The organism is Amaricoccus sp., assembly GCF_017993425.1.
Classification (GTDB): domain Bacteria; phylum Pseudomonadota; class Alphaproteobacteria; order Rhodobacterales; family Rhodobacteraceae; genus Amaricoccus.
The window spans coordinates 1-14,995 of sequence record NZ_JAGOMQ010000040.1; the positions used below are offsets into that span (position 1 = coordinate 1).

Below are 14,995 nucleotides of genomic sequence, written 5' to 3' on the forward strand. Positions count from 1 at the left end.
CTCACGGCCACTTCGCCCAATCCTGGTTCCGTATCGGCTTCGACCGCATCCGAAACCTTCTCAGCTCCGATCACAGCCACGCCCTCCACGCATGGCGCAGGCTTGGAAAGCCAGCACAATTTAAGGGTTCTATATACCTAGCTAGCCAGAAGAGGTTCCGGCCCACCCTGCAGGGTGGGCCTTTGGTCACTCCGGCTTGGGCGGCTTGAGGAACATCGTGAACTGCACCGGCTTCTTGCCGTAGTGCTGGGCCACGCGCTGGCGCAGTTCGTGAATGTCGTCGCAGGTCTTCGCCATCCCGATGACCTCGTAGCACCGCGAGACGAGCTGCCGGACGCCATAGTTGTCGGTCAACTGCTGGTGCCAGCGGACGCCCGGCGGCGGCTTGTTTTCCTTCAGATACTTCGCTACGTCCTCGTCCAAGGTGTCGTAGATCAGTTCGGTGACGAGCTTGCCCCACCACTTCGGGCGCGTCTGCAGCGGCGTCCTCCACCCGGTGAGGCGCCCGAACTCCTCCCACAACTCATCTGGAAACGTCTTTTCCCAGGCCCTGAGTTCTTCCGAGATGAAGGCCCTTAGCTTCACCTGCAGGGCATCTTCTGCCCGCTCATATTGGTATCCGGTCGCCTCATCGACCAGGGCATCAAGGCCGGTCCGAGCAAGTCCTGCCGTCAGCATCGCGCAGCGGATCGCGATTTCCCTCTGTCGCTCACTGAGATTGGCCCCCTCATAGAGGGCTTGCACGTATCCCCGGCAGATCAGTTCAAAGTGCTCAGTGGTGATGCCGATGGCGGCCCACTGTGTTCCGGGGATGGTAAACCGGATGGTTTCCTGCAGCACTTTATCTTTGTCAATGAAGGGGTTAAGGGCCTTTTGCCCTATGTAGTCCTGCAGGCTGCCGCGCTCGATGTTCGCGATGGCCTTGGTCGTGGAGCCAGACGACAGAACGCGCGTCTCATTATTGAGAACGTAGCAGTCCAGTTCGTTGCCGCCCAAGTCGATCTTGCCACGCCATTTGGCGAAGGGCAGGGCGTCGAGTTCCGCTTGGGTAAGGTCTTTAATGCCGACCACTTTATCTACAACTTCCTCGAAGCTAGCCTCGATCGGCTCGATTTCGTCGCTTTCTCTAGGCATTGATGAGCCTCCTATAGGTGAGCCGCTCGTTCGCCATGCGAGCGATGGTCATGCCGATGAAGTCCAGAGTTCCGAACTTGGCGGTGTTGTGCCGGAAGGAGAACTCCTTCACGTAGCGATGCAGGTGCTTGGCGCTCATGTAGTGATAGATGCCGTAGTGCCCCCGCTTCAGGAGCGCCCAGAAGCTCTCGATCCCGTTGGTGTGGGCCATGTCGCGGACATACTCGCCAACGGAATGATTGATGCGGATATGGCCGAAACCCCCGGTCTCTAGGCCGATGTATCCGCCGTGGTGATCCGTCACGATAGTCGCTCCGGTCATCGCGTGCTGCCGGACGAAAGCCTGCAGCGTGGAAGCCTTCGTGTCCGGGACAGGGACGGCGCGAACTTGGCCGCTCTCGTCTCGGATGCCCACCACAGCCGTCTTGCCAACGGCTCCGCGCCCGGCGTGGAGTTTCTTGTCGGCGTGCTTGTTCTTTTCCTTGCCGCCAACGTAGGTCTCATCGACCTGCATCTGCCCGCCCATATGGTCGTCGCGGTCTTTCAGCCACGTCTCGCGGATACGCTGGGCGAGGAACCACGCGCTCTTCTGAGTGATGCCCAACTCGCGAGCCATCTGAGTGCTGGGGATGCCCTTCCGAGCGCTGGTGAGCATGTAGATCGCCAGCAGCCACTTCTGCAGTGGAAGGCGGCTTTCAGCTAGGACCGAGCCCGTGCGAACGCTGAAGTGCTTCCGACAGTCCCTGCAGCGGTATGGCATCGGCAGGTGGTCTTTTGTCTCGACCACGTTGGTCGAGGCGCAATGCCCGCAGACCGGCGTGTCACCCCATCGCCGCGCCTCGAAAAACTTCCGAGCCGCCTCTTCATCGGGGAACCGCTTGAAGAACTCGAAGGTGGAGAGGGTCTGCGGCTTGTCCATCGGGAAACTCCCTTCCCGAACATAACTAGCCGAAGTTCCTGCAGGTCGCAAGAGAAATCGGGCTAGCTAGGTATATAGACCCCCAATTTAAGGGAGTCGTGTAGTGTGGGTCCGCCCACACTACACGACAGGAGCCGGTGGCCGCCCGAGGCTGCGGCGCTCGCCCCGACCGAAGCGGGCTCTGCCCGCGAGGCTGCGGCGCGACAAGCGAAAGCACGGCTTTCGCCGCGCCGACGGCCGGAGCGCATTGGCGCGGAGGCCGTGGGGGGTCCAGATTTCCACGCACCGCGCCATCCGTCCGTGATCGCCCCGGCGAGCGCGGAATCGCGCTCGCCCCCCGCAGGGGCGATCGCGGACGGATTTGCCACGGGTCAAATCCGTCTGGCGTCGGCGTCGCGGCCAGCCTCGGGCCGGGCTTCCTCTCCACTGTCGTGCAGTGTGGAACGAGGGCCTCGTTCACACCCCCGCCGACGAGAAATCAATGACTTAGCGAATATTCACGCGTGAACACCCGCGCGGGATCGCCCCCGGTCACGCCCCCTCCCCGCCCATCAGCCTCTCCGCGATCATCTCCCCGATCGGCAGCGCCGAGGTCGCCGCCGGCGAGGGGGCGTTGCAGACGTGGAGGCTCCGCGGGGTGTCGAGAAACAGGAAATCCTGCGCCAGCGTCCCGTCCGCCAGCACCGCCTGCGCCCGGATCCCCGCCTCCATCGGCAGAAGGTCGCCGAGGCCCAGCTCCGGGCAATACCGCCGGCAGGCCGCCAGATACCGCCCCCGGAACAGCGTGTCGCCGAGCTCCGCCAGCCCCGGCCGCAAATTCGCCCCGATGCAGCGCCAGAACCCCGGAAATCCCGCCATGTCCGCCACGTCCCGCGCCGAGACCGACCCCTTCGCGTAGCCCTCCCGCGCCAGCCCCAGCACCGCGTTCGGCCCGACCGTCACCGACCCGTCGATCATCGGCGTCAGATGGATCCCGAGAAACGGCAGCGCCGGATCGGGAACCGGATAGATCATCGCCCGCACCACCCCGGAGAGCCGCGGGGCCAGGCGGAAATACTCCCCCCGGAACGGCACGATCCGGTGCGCCACCGGCAGCCCCGCCATCCGCGCCACCCGGTCCGACTGCAACCCCGCGCAGGCCACCAGCCGCCGCGCCCGGATCGCGCCCCCGGCCGTCGCCACCTCGACCGCCTCCGCCCCCTCGCGGATCGCCTCCGGGGCCACGCCCAGCCGCAACTCCGCCCCCGCGGCCCGCAGATCCGCCGCCAGCGCCTCGAGGATCGCCCGGTAGCTCACGATCGCCGCCGCCGGGATCGCCAGCGCGGCGATCCCCGTCACCGCCGGCTCCCGCTCCCGGACGCCGCCCGCATCCAGCCGCTCCGCCGCGACCCCGTTCGCCGCCGCCCGCCGCTCCAGCTCGTCGAGCCGCGGCAGCTCCTCGGCCCGCGTCGCGACGATCAGCTTCCCCCGCCGCTCGAACGGGACGCCCTTCTCCGCGCAGAAGGCGACCGTCCGCTCCGAGCCCTCGCGGCACAGCCGCGCCTTCAGGCTCCCCGGCGCGTAATAGACGCCGGAATGGATCACCCCGCTGTTGCGCCCGGTCTGGTGCCGCCCGAGCGCATCCTCCTTCTCCAGCAGCACGAGGCTCGCCCCCGGCCGCCGCGCCAGCAGCGCCCGCGCCGCGGCGAGCCCGACGATCCCGCCCCCGATGACGCAGAAGTCGTAGATCACCGCCCCGCCGGCGCGCGGATCAGTCGTCGTCGCTCGCCGGGTCGAGGTTGAAGAGCCGCTCCGCCTCGCTGCGCGCGTCCTCCCGCGAAGGCCGCTCGTCGCGCCGCCCGCCCGGCGCCGCGCCGCCGATGCGGAAGTTCTCCAGCCCCGACATGCTCGACGGCAGCCGCGGCTCCGGCTCCATGGCGAGCGACTGCTCGGTCGAGACCAGCCGCATCCGCTCGTCGTCCGTCATCACCTCGTCGGGCCGCCCGGCCTTCGACACCGCCTTCGCCACCGCGCCGTCGAGCTCCGACTGCTTGCACATCCCGAGCGCGACCGGATCGACCGGCGCGATGTTGGCGATGTTCCAGTGGGTCCGCTCGCGGATCGACTGGATCGTCGGCTTGGTGGTGCCCACGAGCTTGGCGATCGCCCCGTCCGACAGCTCGGGATGGAACTTCACCAGCCAGGCGATCGCCGCCGGCCGCTCCTGCCGCTTGGAGAGCGGGGTGTAGCGCGGGCCGCGGCGCTTGGTCTCGCCCTCGGCGGCGGGGTTCTTCATCAGCTGGAGCCGCGCCTTGGGGCTCGCCTCGGCGCGCTTGATCTCCTCGGCGGTCAGCTGGCGGTTGACGATCGGGTCGAAGCCCTTGATGCCCTGCCCGACCTCGCCGTCGGCGATGCCGTTCACCTCGAGCTCGTGCAGCCCGGTGAAGTCGGCGATCTGCTGGAAGGTCAGCGTCGTGTTCTCCACCAGCCAGATCGCGGTGGCCTTCGGCATCAGCGGAAGCGTCATCGGCGTCATCCCCATTCGCGCCCGGATCCACGCCCCGAGCGGCGGTCATAAACGTGTCCCCCGAGCCGAAAACTCGGGCGCGCCAAGGCGCGAAGGTCGGTTTTCGCGGGGAGAGAGAGCTTCTATATAGGCGGGACGGCGTGGATGATAAAGAGGCATTCGACCTTGCGCGCAGCGATCACGGCGGCCGCGGCGGCCTGTCTCGCCGCCGTCCTCGCGTCCCCGGGGTCGGCGGCGGATTTCGATTACTGGCTCCTCGCCCTCTCCTGGTCGCCGAGCTGGTGCGCGGACGCCGAAGGCGACCCGGAGGGCGATTCCGGGGGCGACGCCGGGCAATGCGCGCCGGAGCGCGACCTCGGCTACGTCCTGCACGGCCTCTGGCCGCAGTTCGAGGACGGCTGGCCCGGGTATTGCGACACCGACGCCCGCCCGCCGTCCCGTCGCGAGACCGCGGCGATGGCCGACGTGATGGGCTCGGGCGGGCTCGCCTGGCACACGTGGAAGAAGCACGGGACCTGCTCCGGCCTGCCGGCCGCCGACTACTTCGCGCTCTCCCGCTTCGCCTTCGGGTTGATCGCTGCCCCCGAGGCCCCGGCGCGGACCACCGCCGCGGCGGTCGAGGCCGGCTTCCTCGCCGCCAATCCCGGCCTCGGGGCGAGAAGCGTCGTGGTCACCTGCCGCGACGGCCTGCTCCGCGAGGTGCGCATCTGCCTCGACCGCGACCTCGCGCCGCGCCCCTGCGGCGCCGACGTGCTCCGCGGCGACTGCCGCCCCGACCGGCCGCTCTCCGCGCCGGCCGCGCCCTGAGATGCGACCGCCCGGCCCAACTCCCCGGGACTTCGCAGCCGACATGCTGCCGGCGATCCGCCGGCCGGCACGGGCGCCGGTCGCGCCGGCGGCGTCCTGACATGCCGCCGCGCGACCTCGCGCCCGGGGCGGGGCTGGCGGCGCGGGCGCACCGGCTGGCCGGCGAGGCGCTGCTGCGGGTCCGCGCGGCGCTGAAGAAGCCGACGACGCTCGGGGTGCGCCTTGTCGCCTTCGACGCCGCGGGGCGGGTGCTGCTGGTGCGCCACAGCTACCTCCCCGGCTGGCACCTGCCGGGCGGCGCCGTCGATCCCGACGAGAGCGCGCTGGACGCCGTGCTGCGCGAGGCCCGCGAGGAGGCGGGGCTCGCCGTCGCCGGGCGGCCGCGGCTCCTCGGCCTCTACCGCCATCCGGTCGGCGGCCGGCGCGACCACGTGGCGGTCTACGTCGCCGACGCCGCCGGCGGCCCCGGGCCGCGGCGGTCGCTCGAGATCCTCGAGGCCGGGTTCTTCGCCCCGGACGCGCTGCCGGAGGCGACGACCGCCGCCACCCGGGCGCGCATCGCCGAGGCCCTCGGCGCGGCGGAGCCGGGCAGCGAGTGGTGACCCGCCCGCGCGCGCCAGTTTCGTGCAGTTTCGTGCAGCCTCGTGCATGTTCATGCACGCGCTCACGTAATATCAGACACTTAGGTCGTGTTCACGCGTGGGCGCCTCGCGGTCCACACCCCTCTCAGTCGTGCCGGATGACCAGGGTCCGCAAGGTGGAGAACGCAAGCAGCGCCTCCCAGCCCTTCTCGCGGCCGTGGCCCGACCGCTTCATCCCCCCGAAGGGCAGCTCCACGCCGCCTCCGGCCCCGTAGCAGTTCACGAAGACCTGCCCGGTCTGCATCCGGCGAGCCACCCGCAGCGCGCGGGCCCCGTCGCGGGTCCAGACCCCGGCGACGAGCCCGTAGGGGGTGGCGTTGGCGAGGGCGACGGCGTCGGCCTCGTCCTCGAACGGCAGCACGGCGAGGACCGGGCCGAACACCTCCTCGCGGGCGAGGCGGTGGTCGCGCGGGACCGGGCCGATCATCCTCGGCTCGACGAACCAGCCCTCCGGCGAGGCCTCCGCCACGATCCGGCCGCGGGCGAGGATCGGCAGGCCGTCGGCCTCGGCGAGCGCGAGATAGTCCTCGACCCGGGCGCGCTGGCGGGGGCTGACCAGCGGGCCGAGCTCGCCCTCCATCTGCGGCGGCACGGCGCGGACGCGGGAGAACGCCTCGGCGATCCGGGGCAGGACGCGCTCCATCGCCGCCCGCTCGATGACGAGCCGCGAGCCGGCCGAGCAGGTCTGGCCGGCGTGCTGGGTGATCGCCGCGACGACGGCGGGGACGACGCGGTCGGGGTCGGCGTCGGCGAAGACGATCTGGGCCGACTTGCCGCCGAGCTCCAGCGTGCAGCCGACGTGGTTGCGGGCGGCGGCGGCCTGGACGGCCGCGCCCGCCCCGGCCGAACCGATGAAGGAGATGAAGTCGACGCCGGGATGCCCGGCGAGCGCCGCCCCGGCGGTCGCGCCCTCGCCGGTGACGATGTTGACGGCCCCGGGCGGGAAGCCGCTGCGGGTCATCAGGTCGGCGAGGCGGAGCGGCGTCAGGCAGGCGTCCTCGGCCGGCTTCATCACCACGGCGTTGCCCATGGCGAGCGCCGGGCCGATCGAGCGGGGGAACATCTGCGCGGGATAGTTCCACGGGATGATGTGGGCGGTGACGCCGAGCGGCACCCGCTCGGTCAGCGCGAGGTAGCCGTTCTGGAACGGGATCTGCCGCCCGCCGAGCTTGTCGGCCGCGCCGCCGTAGTACTCGAAGTAGCGGGCGCAGGCGAGGATGTCGGCGCGGGCCTGGGCGATCGGCTTGCCGGTGTCGCGGGCCTCGAGCGCGGCGAGCTCGCCGGCATGGGCGAGGACGGTCGGGGCCATGGCGGAGAGGAGCCGGCCGCGCTCGACCGCGGGCAGCGACCCCCATTCCCCGGCCAGCGCCGCCCGGGCGGCGGCGACGGCGAGGTCGATGTCGGCGGGCCCGCCCGCGGCGATGCGGGCGAAGGGCCGGCCCTCGGCCGGGGCCCAGACGTCGAGGCTCTCGCCGGAGGCGGCGTCGCGCCAGGTCCCCGAGACGAGGACGCCGGTGATCATGTTGGGCAGCGTCGCGTCGGGCATGGGCACCTCCCGGCCGGGCGGAGCGAGTCGCCCGCCGCCCGGGCGATGCTAGCCCATCCCCGGCCGGCCCGTCGCCCCCCGCCTGCCCGTCAGCCTCGGCCGGATCAGGAACCAGGCCCGGCCGGAAGCAGGTGCGACGGTGACGCCAGACGGATTTGACCCGTGGCAAATCCGTCCGCGATCGCCCCTCGGGGGGCGAGCGCGAAGCCGCGCTCGCCGGGGCGATCACGGACGGATTGCGCGCTCCCGCAGAAATCGGCGCCCCTCACGGCCTCCGCGCCAACGCGCTCCAGCCGTCGGCGCGGCGAAAGCCGGGCTTTCGCTTGTCGCGCCGTGGCCTCGCGGGCAAGCCCGCTTCGGTCGCTCTGGCCCCGTGGATCCAGCAGGCAGGCGTCGTGCAGTGCTCCTTTGCGCGCCGCCCCCGGGAGCCTGGCGGCAGGGTCAGCGCAGCGCGGTGACGTCGTCGACCGAGACCTTGCCGCCGCCGTCGAGCACCAGCACCGGCCCGCCGTCCTCGATGCGGACCTCGCTGACCGTGGCGAAGACCTGGCCCTCGCCCGTGCCGATCACCTCGTCGTCCTTGAGGCTCTCGACCGTGAAGGAATAGAGCCCGTGCGGCAGGCTGGCCCCGAGGGCGTCGGTCCCGTCCCAGGAGAGCGTCGCGTCGGTCGGATCGACGGCGCGGCGGGCGACCACCTCGCCGAAGTCGTTGGTCACCACGAGGACGGCGCTGTCGGCCCCGTCGACGGGCGTGGTCTCGACGGCGACCGGCACGCCGTCGAAGGCCGCCTGCGCGGGGGCGCGCACCTCGCGGCCGATCCAGGCGGCGAGGCCCGCCGAGGCGCCGCCGCCGAGCGCCGAATAGATCTGGTCGAGCCGGTCGTTGGTCCGGACCTGCTGCTCGACCCCGGAGAAGCTGGCGAGCTGGGCGACGAACTCGGTCGACTCGGTGGGCTTCAGCGGATCCTGGTTGCGAAGCTGGGTGGTCAGCAGCGTCAGGAAGGTCTCGAAGTCGGTCGCGTTCGCGTCCTTGCTCTCCTCCGTCGAGGCGGCGGCGGTGGCGGCGCGGGCGGTGGCGGACTGGGTGGTCGAGGTTACGTCCATGGCGCGGGCTCCGGTCAGAGGCGGATGTCGAGCCCGGCCGCGGTCGCGGCGCTGCGGGCGGGGGCGGCCGGGGCGCCCGCGGCGGGCTCCTGGCCGTAGGCGAGGGCGACGGCGGCCTCCGGCGGGCGGTCGCGCTCGGGCGCGTCGCCGCCGGCGGCGAACTCGAGCGACACCTCGGCATAGCCGGCCTCGGTCAGGTCGCGCACCAGCGTCTCGGCGTGGCGGCGCAGGAAGTCCTGCGTCTCCGGGCGATCGGCGAGCACCACCGCCTGGAGGCCGCCGGTCTCGGTGGCGTGGAGACGGATCTGCACCCGGCCGAGCTCGGGCGGATCGAGGCGGATCTCGACCTGGCCCTCGCGCGCCTGCGCGACGCCGAGGGTGATCTGCCCGGCCACGTCCCGCGGCGAGGCGGCCGCGTGCGGTGCGGCGTGGCGCCCGGCAGACGCCGCGGCCGCGGCGAGCCGCCAGCCCGGGGCGTCGGCGCGCGGGGCGTCGACGAGGAGGAGCGAAGCCACGGCGGACCGCGCCTCGGCGGCGCCGGCCGCCGCCGGGGCCGCGGCGGCGGTGGCGGCCGGCCGGGCATCCTTCGCCTCGGCGGCGGGCTCGGCCTCCGGGGCGGGCTCGACCTCCGCCTCCGCCGCGGCGGCGTCGCGAAGCGCGCCCTGCGGGGCGGCGGCGGGCGGCGGCGCGGCGGCCGGCAGCGCCGCCGCGCCGGCGATGGGCGTCGTCGCGTCGGGGACGTCGTCGCCCTGCGGGAGGGCCGGACCGGCGATTGTCGGCAGCGGCGGGACGTCCGGCGCGAGCGCCGGGGCGGCGGCGGGATCGGCGGACTCCTCCGTCCCGTCGGCCGGGGTCTCGGCGGTGGCCGCCGCCGCCTCGGCCGGCGCCGCCTCGACAAGGTCGGCGAAGCTCGCCTCGGCGCCGTCGGTCTCGTCGGCTTCGGGATCGGGCTGCGCCTGCCGCTGGGCGGCGTTCTGGACCGGCCTGGCGCGGGCGACGTCCGGGGTGATCATGCGGGCTCCGGCTGCGGGGGACGTAGGGCGTCGCGCCATCCCTTGCCGGCAAGCCTTACGATTTCTTTACCGCGCTCCCCGAAGGATGGCGCACGACACCGAGAGGCGCGCCCATGGACCTGCCCCCGATCGCTTCCCGACCCGCGGCCCCCGGCGCAACGGCGACGCCGGCGAAGGGGCACGACGAGCGCGAGACGCGGGCGGCGGCGCAGGCCTTCGAGAGCGCCTTCGTCGCCGAGATGCTGAAATACAGCGGCGTCAACGAGACACCCGAGGGCTGGGGAGGCGGCGCTGGCGAGGACGCCTTCGGCAGCTTCCTCACCGAGGAATACGCCCGGCTGATCGAGGCCCGCGGCGGGCTCGGCCTCGCCGAGCAGATCTTCAACGCCATGCAAGCAAAGGCTCCGGGAACATGATCGCGTCGCTGCTCTCGTCCCCGTCCCGCTTCGACCGGGTGCTCCGCCTCCTCGACGAGGAGCGCCGGGTGCTGCTGGAGGGGCCCATCGCCGATCTCGGCGACCTCGTCGCGCGCCGCGAGGCGCTGATCGCGGAGATCGTGGCGCAGGAGACGGAGATCCCCCGGGCGTTCCTGACCGCGCTGAAGGCGCGCGCCGAGCGCAACGGCCAGCTGATCCAGGCGGCGATCGCCGGCGTCCGCTCGGCCGCCGCCGAGGTGGCGCGGATCGACGCCGCGCAGGGGCGGCTGCGCACCTATTCCGCCGCGGGCGCGCCCGTGGAGATCGCCCGCGCCCGCGTGACGCGCGACACCCGGGCCTGACAGGCCGCGCTGTCTCGCTGCGGGGCCGCCGGCGGAGGGCGCCCCGCAGCGATGTCACCGGAGCCGGACTCGACCACCGCCGCAGGGCGCTCGCCCGAGTTCGCAGCCCCGAAAACGAAGAGCCGGCCGCAAGCGGCCGGCTCTCCTTCTGCTGCTCGGCAGGTTTGGCTCAGGCGCCGTAGACGGCCTCGCGGGCGATCTCGCGCAGGTTGCCGCGGTTGATCCCGAGGTCGGCCAGGTCGCGGTCGCTGAGCTGGATGAGCTCGTCGAGCGTGGCGCGGTAGAGCCGGTAGTCGGCGAGGCCCTTGCGGACCCGGGCGAGGAAGCCGGCGTCGGCGCGCGCGGCGCCGGCCCGGAAGTCGAGAGAGACGATCTGCGTCATCGTGGTCACTTTCTGAGTTCGGTTGGCGGTCGGCGGCCCGGCGAGCCGGGCGCGACCGCTCAGTTCCCGTAGATCGAGGTGCGGGCGACCGTCTTGAGGTCGCGCCCGTGCAAGCCGGCGTCCGTGAGCTGCCGCGGGGTGAGCGCGCGCAGCTCGGCGAGCGTCCGGCGGTACTCCGCGAAGCGCGCCATCCTGGCGGCGATGCGGGCAAAGGGTCCGTCGAAGGCGCTCGTGCTGTCGAGGACGCCGGGGCGGAACGGGGCTAGCATAGCGGTAGTCATGTTTGCCTCCTTTCGTTGGCGTTCGGATTGAGCGTTCCCTTGTTTGTTGCAATGCAAGATATACGCACCCCGCCGTGGCGCAAGGCCGCTGGACGGGCATCTGCCATGCGTGATATGCATGGCTTGTAATACATTGTTAATAAATAATAATAATGCGATCGTGCCGCAGGGGCGCGACGCTCCCGATTGCGTATGTTGCGCCGCACAGCAATGCGCGCGCGGCCCGGAAAAAGCGAACATGGGCAGTTTTGCGGCCGCGCGCGGGGCCTTGCCGAGGCGGGCGCGGTGGACGATCTAGACCGGGAAGAGCCAGAAGCGAGACCGCCATGACCGTGACCCGATCCGACGTGCTGGAGGCGCTGCGTCGGGTGCCGATGCCCGAGGGGGGAAACATCGTCGACGCCGACGTGGTGCGGGCGCTGACGGTCGAGGGCGGGGCGGTGCGCTTCGTGCTCGAGGTGGACGCCGCGCGCGGACGGGCGCTCGAGCCGGTGCGCGCGGCCGCGGAGCGCGCGGTGGCGGAGCTGCCCGGGGTGGGCTCGGTCTCGGCGCTACTGACGGCGCACGGGCCGGCCGCCAAGGCGCCGCCGCCCGACCTGAAGCTCGGGCGGCATCCCACCCCGCATGCCGGGCCGGAGGCGGTGCCTGGGGTGAAGGCGATCCTCGCGGTCGCCTCGGGCAAGGGCGGCGTCGGCAAGTCGACGGTGGCGGCCAACCTCGCGGTGGCGCTGGCGCAGGAGGGCAAGCGCGTCGGGCTGCTCGACGCCGACATCTACGGGCCGTCGATCCCGCGGATGATGGGGGTTAACCGTCGCCCGAGATCGATCGACGGCAAGATGATCGAGCCGCTGGTCAACCACGGCGTGCGGATCATGTCGATCGGGCTGATGCTCGCCGAGGGGCAGGCGGTGGTCTGGCGGGGCCCGATGCTGATGGGCGCGCTGCAGCAGCTGATGGGCCAGGTCGAGTGGGGCGCGCTCGACGCGCTGGTCGTGGACCTGCCGCCGGGGACGGGCGACGTGCAGCTGACGCTCGCCCAGCGCTATCCGGTCACCGGGGCGATCCTGGTGTCGACGCCGCAGGACATCGCGCTCCTCGACGTGCGCAAGGCGCTGGACATGTTCGAGAAAACCAAGGTGCCGGTGCTCGGGATCATCGAGAACATGTCCGCCTACGTCTGCCCGAACTGCGGTCACGAGGCGCATCTCTTCGGCCATGGCGGCGCGAAGGCGGAGGCGGAGCGGATCGGGGTTCCGTTCCTCGGCGAGGTGCCGCTCGACATCGCGATCCGGCTCGCCGGCGACGAGGGGACGCCGGTCGTGGCGGCGCGGCCGGAGAGCCGCGAGGCGCAGGCCTTCCGCGGCGTGGCGCGCCGGCTGGTCGCGGGCGGGATCGTCTGACGAGCGCCGCGCGCCCGCGAGGCGCGGAAGTCGCGCAATCTCCGCGGCTTGCCACTTGGCCGCGAGCTTATAAGCTGCGGGCAGGTGATTCCCCGGGCGCCGCGGCGGTCGCGGGGCGTCTGCCTCACGAAACAGACACGGACCAACACGGGGAATCCTTTCATGAAACGCATTCTGCTTGCGTCTGCCGCCGGGGCGATGATCGCGACCGGGGCGATGGCGCAGGACACGGCGAACGTCGGCATCATCCTCGGCTTCACCGGGCCGCTCGAGTCGATCACGCCGCACATGGCCGCGGGCGCCGAGCTCGCGTTCAAGGAGGTCTCGGACTCGGGCAAGCTGCTCGGCGGGACGAAGCTGAACCCGGTCCGCGCCGATTCGACCTGCATCGACGCGGCGGCGGCGACCGCGGCGGCGGAGCGGCTGATCACCGCGGAGAAGGTCGCGGCCATCGTCGGCGCCGACTGCTCGGGCGTGACCATCGCCATCGCCAACAACGTCGCGGTGCCGAACGGGGTGGTGATGATCTCGCCGTCGGCGACCTCGCCGGCGCTGAGCACCCTCGACGACAAGGGCCTGTTCTTCCGCACCTCGCCGTCGGACGCGCGGCAGGGCGAGGTCTTCGCCCAGGTGCTGAAGGAGCGCGGCATCTCCGAGGTCGCGGTGACCTTCACCAACAACGACTACGGCAAGGGCCTCGCGGACGCCTTCGTCAGCGCCTTCACCGCCGCGGGCGGCAAGGTGCTGATCAACCAGCCGCACGAGGACGGCAAGGGCGACTACTCGGCCGAGGTGGCGGCGCTGGCCGCCTCGGGCGCGCAGCACCTGATGGTGTTCGGCTACGTCGACCAGGGCGGCCGCGGCATCATCCAGGCGGCGCTCGACACCGGCGCCTTCGAGAGCTTCTTCCTCGGCGACGGCATGTACGGGCAGAGCCTGATCGAGGCGATCGGGCCGGAGCTCGACGGCAAGGTGGTCGGCATCGTGCCCGGCACCGACAACCCGAACGTGGCGTCGTTCGTCGAGACGGCCAAGGCCGCCGGCTTCGACGGGACCTCGTCCTACACCGGCGAGAGCTACGACGCCGCGGCGCTGATCGCGCTCGCCATGCAGAAGGCCGGCTCGACCGACCGCGCCGGCATCGCCGCGGCGATCACCGAGGTGGCGAACGCGCCCGGCGAGCAGATCAACGTGGGCGAGCTGGCCAAGGGCCTCGAGATCCTCGCGGGCGGCGGCGACGTCGACTATGTCGGCGTCACCGGAGTGGAGCTGATCGGGCCGGGCGAGGCCGCCGGGTCCTATCGCGAGTACGAGGTCAAGGACGGCAAGTTCGACACGCTCGGCTTCCGTTGATGATCCCGCGGCCCGCCGGGCCGCGCTCCGGCTCCGGGCGGACGCCCGGGGCCGCCCTCGCCTGCGGGGCGCGCCGATGATCCGGGTCGAGGATCTCAACATGCATTTCGGCGGCATCCGTGCCGTCGACGGCGCCTCGATCGAGATCGGCAAGGGCTCGATCACCGGGCTGATCGGGCCGAACGGCGCGGGGAAGTCGACGCTCTTCAACGTGATCGCCGGGCTCTACAAGCCGAGCTCCGGCCGGGTCTTCCTCGATGGCGACGACATCACCGGGCTGAGCCCGCACGAGCTCTTCCACAAGGGGCTGCTCCGGACCTTCCAGATCGCCCACGAATTCTCGACGCTGACCGTGCGCGAGAACCTGATGATGGTGCCGGCGGAGCAGCCGGGCGAGGTGCTGTGGGACGCCTGGTTCCGCGGGGCGAAGGTGCGGGCCCGCGAGGCGGAGGTGCGCGCCCGGGCCGACGACGTGATCGCCTTCCTCGAGATCGGCCACGTCGCCGACGAGTATGCCGGCAACCTCTCGGGCGGGCAGAAGAAGCTGCTCGAGCTCGGGCGGACGATGATGGTGGACGCCAAGATCGTCTTCCTCGACGAGGTGGGCGCGGGCGTGAACCGGACGCTCCTCAACACGATCGGCGACGCGATCCTGCGGCTGAACCGTGAGCGCGGCTACACCTTCTGCATGGTCGAGCACGACATGGACTTCATCGGGCGGCTCTGCGACCCGGTGATCGTCATGGCCGAGGGCAAGGTGCTGACCATCGGCGCGCCCGCCGAGGTGATGCGGAACGAGGCGGTGATCGAGGCCTATCTCGGCCGCGGCCTGAAGAACAAGGCCGGGGTGTCGAGCGCCGCGCCGCCCTAGGGGCGGCGGGCGCGATCGCGTGGTGTTCACGCGTGAAAATTATCCAAGTCATTGATTTCATTGAACCCGGATTCGCGCGACAACGGCGTCACCACACTGCACGACGGTGAAGCCGGAGCCCGGCCAGAACCAGGTCGCGACGCCGACGCCAGACGGATTTGACCCGTGGCAAATCCGTCCGCGATCGCCCCTGCGGGGGGCGAGCGCGATTCCGCGCTCGCCGGGGCGCTCACGGACGGATTGCGCGCTCCCGGAGAAAT

At 71.7% G+C, this 14,995-nt stretch carries 16 protein-coding genes; 7 read left to right on the forward strand and 9 right to left on the reverse strand.

All coding sequences use genetic code 11. The features are described from left to right. Positions 1 to 186: 186 nt before the first annotated feature. From KBB57_RS16195 to KBB57_RS16210, 4 genes are all read right to left on the reverse strand, one after another. Positions 187 to 1,134: a P63C domain-containing protein gene (locus KBB57_RS16195; protein WP_290752329.1), complete on the reverse strand. Its 948-nt coding sequence runs from the start codon at positions 1,132 to 1,134 to the stop codon at positions 187 to 189. Further along, a complete protein-coding gene (locus KBB57_RS16200; RefSeq protein ID WP_290752331.1) occupies positions 1,127 to 2,053 on the reverse strand; it encodes an IS1595 family transposase in 927 nt (308 codons plus the stop codon). The genes KBB57_RS16195 and KBB57_RS16200 overlap by 8 nt, the downstream gene beginning before the upstream one ends. 531 nt (positions 2,054 to 2,584) lie before the next feature. Then, positions 2,585 to 3,784 carry an L-2-hydroxyglutarate oxidase gene (lhgO, locus tag KBB57_RS16205; protein WP_290752333.1) on the reverse strand — a complete coding sequence of 400 codons (1,200 nt, stop codon included), beginning with the start codon at positions 3,782 to 3,784 and terminating at the stop codon, positions 2,585 to 2,587. 19 nt (positions 3,785 to 3,803) lie between these two features. Beyond that, entirely contained in the window at positions 3,804 to 4,559 is a 756-nt protein-coding gene (locus KBB57_RS16210) for a DUF1013 domain-containing protein (RefSeq protein WP_290752336.1), read from the reverse strand. Between the two features lie 165 nt (positions 4,560 to 4,724). On the opposite strand from KBB57_RS16210, the gene KBB57_RS16215 reads away from it, so the two are divergent. After that, positions 4,725 to 5,366, forward strand: a complete 642-nt coding sequence (locus KBB57_RS16215; RefSeq protein ID WP_290752338.1) for a ribonuclease T2 — start codon at positions 4,725 to 4,727, stop codon at positions 5,364 to 5,366. Positions 5,367 to 5,467: 101 nt separating this feature from the next. Then, a complete protein-coding gene (locus tag KBB57_RS16220) occupies positions 5,468 to 5,968 on the forward strand; it encodes an NUDIX domain-containing protein (protein WP_290752341.1) in 501 nt (166 codons plus the stop codon). Positions 5,969 to 6,092: 124 nt separating this feature from the next. Here KBB57_RS16220 and KBB57_RS16225 read toward each other — a convergent pair whose 3' ends face one another. The 3 genes from KBB57_RS16225 to KBB57_RS16235 form a co-directional block, all read right to left on the reverse strand. Next, the gene (locus tag KBB57_RS16225; RefSeq protein ID WP_290752344.1) at positions 6,093 to 7,553 is read right to left on the reverse strand and encodes an aldehyde dehydrogenase family protein; all 1,461 of its coding nucleotides are present in this window, start codon (positions 7,551 to 7,553) and stop codon (positions 6,093 to 6,095) included. A gap of 441 nt (positions 7,554 to 7,994) precedes the next feature. Further along, positions 7,995 to 8,657 carry a flagellar hook capping FlgD N-terminal domain-containing protein gene (locus KBB57_RS16230; RefSeq protein ID WP_290752346.1) on the reverse strand — a complete coding sequence of 221 codons (663 nt, stop codon included), beginning with the start codon at positions 8,655 to 8,657 and terminating at the stop codon, positions 7,995 to 7,997. 14 nt (positions 8,658 to 8,671) lie between these two features. Then, a complete protein-coding gene (locus KBB57_RS16235) occupies positions 8,672 to 9,670 on the reverse strand; it encodes a flagellar hook-length control protein FliK (protein ID WP_290752348.1) in 999 nt (332 codons plus the stop codon). 113 nt (positions 9,671 to 9,783) lie between these two features. Here KBB57_RS16235 and KBB57_RS16240 point away from each other — a divergent pair, with 113 nt between their 5' ends. Together KBB57_RS16240 and KBB57_RS16245 are read left to right on the forward strand one after the other, a co-directional pair. Next, the gene (locus KBB57_RS16240) at positions 9,784 to 10,086 is read left to right on the forward strand and encodes a rod-binding protein (protein ID WP_290752350.1); all 303 of its coding nucleotides are present in this window, start codon (positions 9,784 to 9,786) and stop codon (positions 10,084 to 10,086) included. Continuing rightward, the gene (locus tag KBB57_RS16245; RefSeq protein ID WP_290752352.1) at positions 10,083 to 10,448 is read left to right on the forward strand and encodes a hypothetical protein; all 366 of its coding nucleotides are present in this window, start codon (positions 10,083 to 10,085) and stop codon (positions 10,446 to 10,448) included. The genes KBB57_RS16240 and KBB57_RS16245 overlap by 4 nt, the downstream gene beginning before the upstream one ends. A 169-nt stretch (positions 10,449 to 10,617) precedes the next feature. On the opposite strand, the gene KBB57_RS16250 is transcribed toward KBB57_RS16245, so the two are convergent. Then, complete coding sequence (locus KBB57_RS16250; protein ID WP_290752354.1) at positions 10,618 to 10,830, reverse strand: DUF1127 domain-containing protein; 213 nt, start codon at positions 10,828 to 10,830, stop codon at positions 10,618 to 10,620. Positions 10,831 to 10,889: 59 nt separating this feature from the next. Continuing rightward, on the reverse strand, positions 10,890 to 11,111 hold the full coding sequence (locus KBB57_RS16255; RefSeq protein ID WP_290752356.1) for a DUF1127 domain-containing protein: 222 nt from the start codon (positions 11,109 to 11,111) through the stop codon (positions 10,890 to 10,892). Positions 11,112 to 11,437: 326 nt separating this feature from the next. On the opposite strand from KBB57_RS16255, the gene KBB57_RS16260 reads away from it, so the two are divergent. The 3 genes from KBB57_RS16260 to KBB57_RS16270 all read left to right on the forward strand — a co-directional run bounded on the left by KBB57_RS16260 (position 11,438) and on the right by KBB57_RS16270 (position 14,735). Beyond that, positions 11,438 to 12,511: an Mrp/NBP35 family ATP-binding protein gene (locus KBB57_RS16260; RefSeq protein ID WP_290752359.1), complete on the forward strand. Its 1,074-nt coding sequence runs from the start codon at positions 11,438 to 11,440 to the stop codon at positions 12,509 to 12,511. Between the two features lie 162 nt (positions 12,512 to 12,673). Further along, positions 12,674 to 13,864, forward strand: coding sequence for an ABC transporter substrate-binding protein (locus tag KBB57_RS16265; RefSeq protein ID WP_290752361.1), 1,191 nt, complete (start codon positions 12,674 to 12,676; stop codon positions 13,862 to 13,864). 76 nt (positions 13,865 to 13,940) lie between these two features. Further along, positions 13,941 to 14,735, forward strand: coding sequence for an ABC transporter ATP-binding protein (locus tag KBB57_RS16270; protein WP_290752364.1), 795 nt, complete (start codon positions 13,941 to 13,943; stop codon positions 14,733 to 14,735). The last annotated feature ends 260 nt before the right edge of the window (positions 14,736 to 14,995 follow it).

Coding starts and splice junctions, on each gene's coding strand:
- KBB57_RS16195 (WP_290752329.1), bottom strand. CDS start 1,134: ATGCCTAGAGAAAGCGACGAAATCGAGCCGATCGAGGCTAGCTTCGAG.
- KBB57_RS16200 (WP_290752331.1), bottom strand. CDS start 2,053: ATGGACAAGCCGCAGACCCTCTCCACCTTCGAGTTCTTCAAGCGGTTC.
- KBB57_RS16210 (WP_290752336.1), bottom strand. CDS start 4,559: ATGACGCTTCCGCTGATGCCGAAGGCCACCGCGATCTGGCTGGTGGAG.
- KBB57_RS16220 (WP_290752341.1), top strand. CDS start 5,468: ATGCCGCCGCGCGACCTCGCGCCCGGGGCGGGGCTGGCGGCGCGGGCG.
- KBB57_RS16225 (WP_290752344.1), bottom strand. CDS start 7,553: ATGCCCGACGCGACGCTGCCCAACATGATCACCGGCGTCCTCGTCTCG.
- KBB57_RS16230 (WP_290752346.1), bottom strand. CDS start 8,657: ATGGACGTAACCTCGACCACCCAGTCCGCCACCGCCCGCGCCGCCACC.
- KBB57_RS16235 (WP_290752348.1), bottom strand. CDS start 9,670: ATGATCACCCCGGACGTCGCCCGCGCCAGGCCGGTCCAGAACGCCGCC.
- KBB57_RS16240 (WP_290752350.1), top strand. CDS start 9,784: ATGGACCTGCCCCCGATCGCTTCCCGACCCGCGGCCCCCGGCGCAACG.
- KBB57_RS16245 (WP_290752352.1), top strand. CDS start 10,083: ATGATCGCGTCGCTGCTCTCGTCCCCGTCCCGCTTCGACCGGGTGCTC.
- KBB57_RS16250 (WP_290752354.1), bottom strand. CDS start 10,830: ATGACGCAGATCGTCTCTCTCGACTTCCGGGCCGGCGCCGCGCGCGCC.
- KBB57_RS16255 (WP_290752356.1), bottom strand. CDS start 11,111: ATGACTACCGCTATGCTAGCCCCGTTCCGCCCCGGCGTCCTCGACAGC.
- KBB57_RS16260 (WP_290752359.1), top strand. CDS start 11,438: ATGACCGTGACCCGATCCGACGTGCTGGAGGCGCTGCGTCGGGTGCCG.
- KBB57_RS16265 (WP_290752361.1), top strand. CDS start 12,674: ATGAAACGCATTCTGCTTGCGTCTGCCGCCGGGGCGATGATCGCGACC.
- KBB57_RS16270 (WP_290752364.1), top strand. CDS start 13,941: ATGATCCGGGTCGAGGATCTCAACATGCATTTCGGCGGCATCCGTGCC.